The 5,868-nt window shown below is 67.4% G+C and carries 5 protein-coding genes; all 5 read right to left on the bottom strand.

Going from position 1 to position 5,868, the window contains the following annotated elements; translation table 11 throughout:
• Nucleotides 1-293: 293 nt before the first annotated feature.
• Nucleotides 294-1,040 (bottom strand): energy-coupling factor transporter transmembrane component T family protein, encoded by a 747-nt coding sequence (locus AC1VTH_RS06020; RefSeq protein WP_293674221.1) that lies wholly within the window; start codon nt 1,038-1,040, stop codon nt 294-296.
• A complete protein-coding gene (locus AC1VTH_RS06015) occupies nt 1,033-2,799 on the bottom strand; it encodes an ABC transporter ATP-binding protein (RefSeq protein WP_481335256.1) in 1,767 nt (588 codons plus the stop codon). Before AC1VTH_RS06015 ends, AC1VTH_RS06020 begins: the two co-directional genes overlap by 8 nt.
• A gap of 181 nt (nt 2,800-2,980) precedes the next feature.
• A complete protein-coding gene (locus AC1VTH_RS06010; protein ID WP_481335254.1) occupies nt 2,981-3,520 on the bottom strand; it encodes a hypothetical protein in 540 nt (179 codons plus the stop codon).
• Nucleotides 3,521-3,612: 92 nt separating this feature from the next.
• Nucleotides 3,613-4,182: a hypothetical protein gene (locus AC1VTH_RS06005; protein WP_481335253.1), complete on the bottom strand. Its 570-nt coding sequence runs from the start codon at nt 4,180-4,182 to the stop codon at nt 3,613-3,615.
• Nucleotides 4,183-4,642: 460 nt separating this feature from the next.
• The gene (locus AC1VTH_RS06000; RefSeq protein WP_481335252.1) at nt 4,643-5,809 is read right to left on the bottom strand and encodes a pyridoxal phosphate-dependent aminotransferase; all 1,167 of its coding nucleotides are present in this window, start codon (nt 5,807-5,809) and stop codon (nt 4,643-4,645) included.
• Nucleotides 5,810-5,868 lie beyond the last annotated feature (59 nt).

Genomic DNA, 5,868 nt, shown 5'->3' with positions numbered 1-5,868 from the left:
CACCCGAACCCACCGAGCGCGCTCGTTGATTCAGTATAGACGAGACGGGCGACCGGGCACAAACCCAGCCGCCCGCCTATGAAAGCTCCACGAGTTGGGACGAGGTACACGAGCGCGCCCCAGAGCCCCACGCGCCAACAGACCCGGGCCCTCTGGCACACCAGCGCGGGTCGCAACGGGGCGGTGCTGGCACCCCGGGGCGTGCCAACAGACCCGACCCCTTTGGCCCGTCAGTAGGCCTGTCCCTCTGTCCCCAAGAATCGGGGACAAAAGACCCGTCCCCCTGCCCCCGCCTAGAGCAGGGCACCACAGACGATGAGGGCCACGGCCACCGCGAGCGCGGCGAAGTCGATGCCCGCGAGCGGGTAACGCTTGTAGCTGCTCTCGCGCGAACGCAGGTAGAAGCCGCGCTGCTCGGCGGCCAGGGCCGTCGCGTCGGTCTTGCCCACCGAACTCACGAGCAGCGGCACGCACAGCGGCAGCATGAGCTTGATCTTCTTAATGGGGTTCTTGGTGTCGTACTCGACGCCTCGGGCCGTCTGGGCCTCCATGATCGCGTTCATCTCCTGCGAGAACACGGGCACGAAGCGCAGCGCCGTCGTGAACGTGAAGGCGTAGCGATACGGCACGTGCAGCACCTCGACGCAGGCGTTCGCGAGGTCGTTGAGCTTGGTCACCGTGAGCATGAGGATGAGCGGCAGCGCCACGCCCAGCAGGCGCAGGCAGGCCTTGCCGCCGGTCACGAGGCCCTCGGTGGTCATCCAGGCAACGACCGGGTCGCCCTCGCGCACGAAGGCGGTCTGCAGAAGCAGCATCACCACGGCGAGCGGCACGAGGAGCTTGAGCAGCGACAGCAGGTTCTTGAGCACGCCCGCGTAGGCACCCAGCACCAGCGTGAGGACGAGCAAGCCAACGAGCAGCGGAAACGTGTCTGCCAGAAAGGTGGCGACGATGATGCCGGCGGCAAGCCCCAGCTTTGCCACCGGGTTCAGGCGGTGCAGGACGGTGGCACCCGGCACGTAGTCGATGACGTTAACCACGGACGATCATCCCCTCGATGGTGTCGACGATGTCGGAGACCTCGCTCATCTGGGCAAACGCGGGCGAGACCTCGCGCGAGAGCTCGGAGGCGAGCTGCACCATCTGCGGGGGCGCCACGTAGGCGCGCTCCATGAGCGGGCCGTTGGAGAACACCTCGGCGGCCACGCCGCGCTCGAGGATCTGGCCGTTCGCCATCACCACGAGGCGCTCGGCGAAGTCGCTCACGACCTCCATGTCGTGGCACACCATGATGACGGCGCTGCCGCGCTCGGCCATCTCGCGCACCGTCTCCATGACCGTCATGCACTCGCGGTAGTCGAGGCCGCTCGTGGGCTCGTCGAGCAGCACCACCTCGGGCCCGCAGACCACGACGCTCGCGAGGGCCACCATCTGGCGCTGGCCGCGCGAGAGCGAGAAGGGCGCCTCGTCGGCGGGCAGGCCAAAGCGCTCGGCGACCTTGGCGGCGCGCTCGCTGGCCTCCGCCGGGTCGACCCCATGGAGCTCGAGGCCAAAGGCAATCTCCTCGAGCACCGTGTCCTTGCAGATCTGGTGGTCGGGGTTCTGGAAGAGCGTGGCACAGTGGGCGGCGATGGTGCTCGTGGGCACCTCGGAGGTCGAAAGGCCGGCGATGCGCACCTCGCCCGAACTGGGTTTGAGCAGGCCGTTGAGCAGCTTGGTGAGCGTGGTCTTGCCGGCGCCGTTCTGACCCACGATGCCCACGAGCTCGCCGGGATAGACGCGCATGGCAAGGTCGCGCACCGAGGCGCCGCCACCCGGGTAGGTGAAGTTCACGCCCGTGAGCTCGACGATGGGCTCGGCGCCCTCGGCGTGCGAGCGGGCGGCGGGCGCGTGGGGCGAGGCCGCGGGCGCGCGGCTGGCACCAACCTCGCGCGCGTCCGGGCCAACCAGGCCCGCCACCAGCGAGGTTGCCTCGGCAACGTTGAGGCACGGCAGGCCGGGCTCGATGAGGCCGCGCCTTGCCAGGCTGTTGGAGATACGCGCCACGCGGGGGCTGTCGACGCCCATCGCACGCAGCTCCTCGCCGTGCGCAAAGACCTCGTGCGGCGTGCCGTCAAAGGCCACGCGGCCCTTCTCCATCACCACGACGCGGGCGCAGTACTCGCTCAGCAGCGCCACCTTCTGCTCGATGACCACAATCGTGATGCCCATGCGCTCGTTGACCTGGCGCAGGATGTCGAAGACGTGGCGCGAGCTGGCCGGGTCGAGCGCGGCGGTGGGCTCGTCGAGCACGAGCACGCGCGGCTCGAGCGCCAGGATCGCGGCGATGGCGACCTTCTGCTTCTGGCCTCCCGAGAGGGTCGCGATCTCGCGGTCGCGCAGGTCTGAGATGCCAACGGAGGCGAGGGCGTCCGCGAGGCGCTCCTCGATCTTGTCGTGTGGCACGCCAAAGTTCTCGAGGCCAAAGAGCATCTCGTCCTCGACCACCGACGCGACCATCTGCGCGTCGATGTCCTGCAGCACGCTGCCCACGAGGCGCGAGATGTCGGTGAGTGTGACGTCGCAGGTGTCGTGGCCGTCGACCAGTGTGGCGCCAAAGAGCTGGCCCGAGAAGTGGTGCGGGATGGCGCCGCTCATCACGGCGGCGAGCGTCGACTTGCCGGCGCCCGAGGGGCCGATGACGCCCACGAACTCGCCCGAGCCAATAGAGAGCGACACGGCGTCGAGCGCCTTGTCGCGGCCACGGTCGTAGGAGAACGAGACGTCCCTCAGCTCGATGATTGGTGTTGCGGTTCCCATGTGAGCCTTTCGAGTCTTGGGAGGTTGGTGCGCGCGGCGCCACCTTCATGGCGCGCGCATCGGGGTTGCCCGCCCGCGCGTCGCCAGGTGGCGGGCGCGGGGCCTGCTTGCCCGCGCTGCCGCGCACGGTGGCGGCGCAAGAAAGGAGCGCCCGCGATGGCGCTCCTCCATGGTATCGATGTTACTTGCCGAGAACCTTGTTGAGCGGGAAGAAGAGGGCCTGGACCACGGCGGCGTTGAAGACGGCGGTGCCGAGGACGATGGGCACCTTCACGACCGCAGTGGCAAGCTCGGCGCCCATCATCACGGTGCCGGCGACGGCGAACAGGCCGCCCGAGACGAGCGTGGTAAGGAAGGCGGCGACGAGCGGGTTGAGGCCGCGGTCGACGCCGGTGCGAACGAGCGCGCTCATGACGAGGGCGGCAACGAGCTCGGTGGCGAAGTTGAGGCCCGGGATCGACGTGGTGAGCTGGATGACGGCGGCGGAAAGCAGGCCATAGATGGCGGCCTGGCCGAGGTTGGCGTTGGTGAGGGCGATCGTGAGGGCGTAGGCGGCGATGATGAACTGCGGCTTGATGCCCACGATGGCGAGGGCGTTGCCAAGCGTCATGTTGAGGATGAAGCCGGCGGCGAGCAGGATGGCGAGCAGGACGAGCGACTTGATGTCGACGAGGCCGGCGGACTTGGCGGAGGCGGAGACGGTGCGGGCTTCGGTGGCCATGATGGCTTCCTCTCTGTGGGCGCACGGGGCGCGAGAATGTGCCTACGGGCTTTGAGCTGGCGTTTGTTGGTTAGTCTCGGCAGGGTCTGGTGCTAGTCGTTGAGCTTCAGGGCCTTCTTGATTGGCACGTAGAGGGCGCCAACCAGAATGGCGTTGAACACGGCGGTGAGGAGCACGACCGGCGTCATGGCGGCGGCGAGCTGCTCGGCGGCGCCCACCATCGCGATCTTGATGACCATGAAGATGAGGCCGGAGACCGCGGTGGTCACGAAGGTGGCGACGGCCGCGGCGGGGGCGGAGACGCCGCCCTTCTTGGAGGCGGCGCCCACGATGCCGGCCATGAGCATGGCGGCGACGCCCTCGGCGGCAAAGTCGATGAACGGTGAGGTCGTCGTGATCTGGATGACGGCGGCCGAGATGAGGCCGATGATGAGCGCCTGGCCGATGTTGGGGCGCACAACCAGGATCGTGAGGCAGAAGGCCGAGATGATGAACTCGGGGCTGATCATGCCGCCCGAGATCGAGGAGATGGCCTTACCGACGGTGAAGTTGAGGATGAAGCCGACGGCGAGCAGCACCGCGAGCAGGACGAGGGCCTGGAGGTCGAGCTTGTCGCGGTCGTTGGTGTTGACGGTGCGAGCCTGCTGGTTGTTCTCGGACATGGTGGTAATCCTTTCGTCTGGCCTGTGGTCGTCGGGCCTGTTTGCTGAGGGGTTGCGCGCTTAGCCGTGGGGAGCCGCCCCGCTCGGGCACGCCGCCGAGCTACGAAAAAAGGGCCCCCGGTCGAACCGGGAGCCCTTTTGCTTCGCGTAGATGTGGCGCGACAAGACTCACCATCGACCGAGAGAGATCGAGTTGCGCCACCACCAGTTGTTGTTCATGGACTGGAACATGGTGTACTCCTCTCTTGTGGTCGATAAGCGCCTCGTGCGCTTGTTGGCAGCGACTATACGCGCCAAACCCTACCCGGCGCAAGGACTTTTTTGTTAACGATGCGTAACCGCGGCAAACGCTCTGCGCGAGCAGGGCTTTTGCCAAACGGCTGGCATCAAGGTGCAAACTACCGGGCGCCGCACAGGTAGCTGTCGAGGCGCCAGGCGCCGGTCGGCGGCGCCCCGCCCCCTACTGGGCCATCTTCTCGCGCCAGCCGTCGAGGCGGTCGAGCGCGGCCTTGAGGACCTCGTCGGACTTGGCGAAGTGAAAGCGCACGAAGCGGTGCTCGGGTGCCTCGAAGAAGCACGAGCCGGAAACCGCGCCCACGCCCACCTTGCGGCACAGGTCGACGGCGCAGTCGTAGTCGTCGGCGTAGCCCAGGGACGAGACGTTGGCCATGACGTAGTAGGCGCCCTGCGGCTCGACGAAGTCAAAGCCAAGGCTGCGCAGGCCACCGCAGAACAGGTCACGTTTGTGGGTGTAGAGCGCCGTGAGCTCATCGTAGTAGGACTGCGGCAGCTCGAGGCCCGCAACGGCCGCCTCCATGAGGGGCGCGGCGGCGCCCACGGTGAGGAAGTCGTGCACCTTGCGGGCGCGGTCGATGACGTCGGCGGGGGCGATGACGTAGCCCAGGCGCCAACCGGTCATGCTGTAGGTCTTCGACAGCGAGCTGCAGCTCAGGGTGCGCTGCGCCATGCCGGACAGGCTCGCGAAGTAGATGTGCTCGTAGGGCGCGTAGACGATGTGCTCGTAGACCTCGTCGGTGATGACCCACAGGTCGTACTTCTCGGCCATCTTGGCAATGAACTCCAGCTCGGAGCGCGTAAAGACGTGGCCCGTGGGGTTGGAGGGGTTGCATAGGATGAGGGCCTTGGTACCGCTCTTGGCGCAGGCGGCCTCGAGCTCGGCCTCGTCAAAGGTGAACTCGGGCGCGCGCAGCTCGACGTAGGTGGGCTCGGCCCCGCACAGGATCGTGTCGGCGCCGTAGTTCTCGTAGAACGGCGAGAAGATCACGACGCGGTCGCCGGGGTTGGTGACCGTCATGACCGAGCACATTATGGCCTCGGTGGAGCCGCAGGTCACGACGATCTGCGTCTCGGGGTCGATGTCGAGGTTCATGCGTGGGCTCTGCTTTGCGGCGAGTGCGACGCGGAAGTTGGGGGCACCCCAGGTGATCGCGTACTGGTGGGGGCCGGTGTGGGCCACCTCGGCCAGGCGGTCGGTGATGGCCGCGGGCGGGTCGAAGTCGGGGAAGCCCTGGGACAGGTTGATGGCGTCATACTTCATGGAGACGCGCGTCATGCGGCGAATCACGGAGTCCGTGAACTGCGACGTGCGCTGGCTGAGCTCTTGCATGCGTTCTCCTCGCGATGGCGGTTGAGCAACGCCGCTACCCTACCACGCCGGCGGCGCTG

The organism is Parolsenella sp., from assembly GCF_982402205.1.
Note: the sequence above shows the minus strand (reverse complement) of the source record. Positions and strands in the feature narration are given on the sequence as shown.

What these genes read in the sequence shown, in the direction of transcription:
- AC1VTH_RS06005 (WP_481335253.1), bottom strand. Translation starts at nt 4,182, where the DNA reads ATGTCCGAGAACAACCAGCAGGCTCGCACCGTCAACACCAACGACCGC.
- AC1VTH_RS06015 (WP_481335256.1), bottom strand. Translation starts at nt 2,799, where the DNA reads ATGGGAACCGCAACACCAATCATCGAGCTGAGGGACGTCTCGTTCTCC.
- AC1VTH_RS06000 (WP_481335252.1), bottom strand. Translation starts at nt 5,809, where the DNA reads ATGCAAGAGCTCAGCCAGCGCACGTCGCAGTTCACGGACTCCGTGATT.
- AC1VTH_RS06010 (WP_481335254.1), bottom strand. Translation starts at nt 3,520, where the DNA reads ATGGCCACCGAAGCCCGCACCGTCTCCGCCTCCGCCAAGTCCGCCGGC.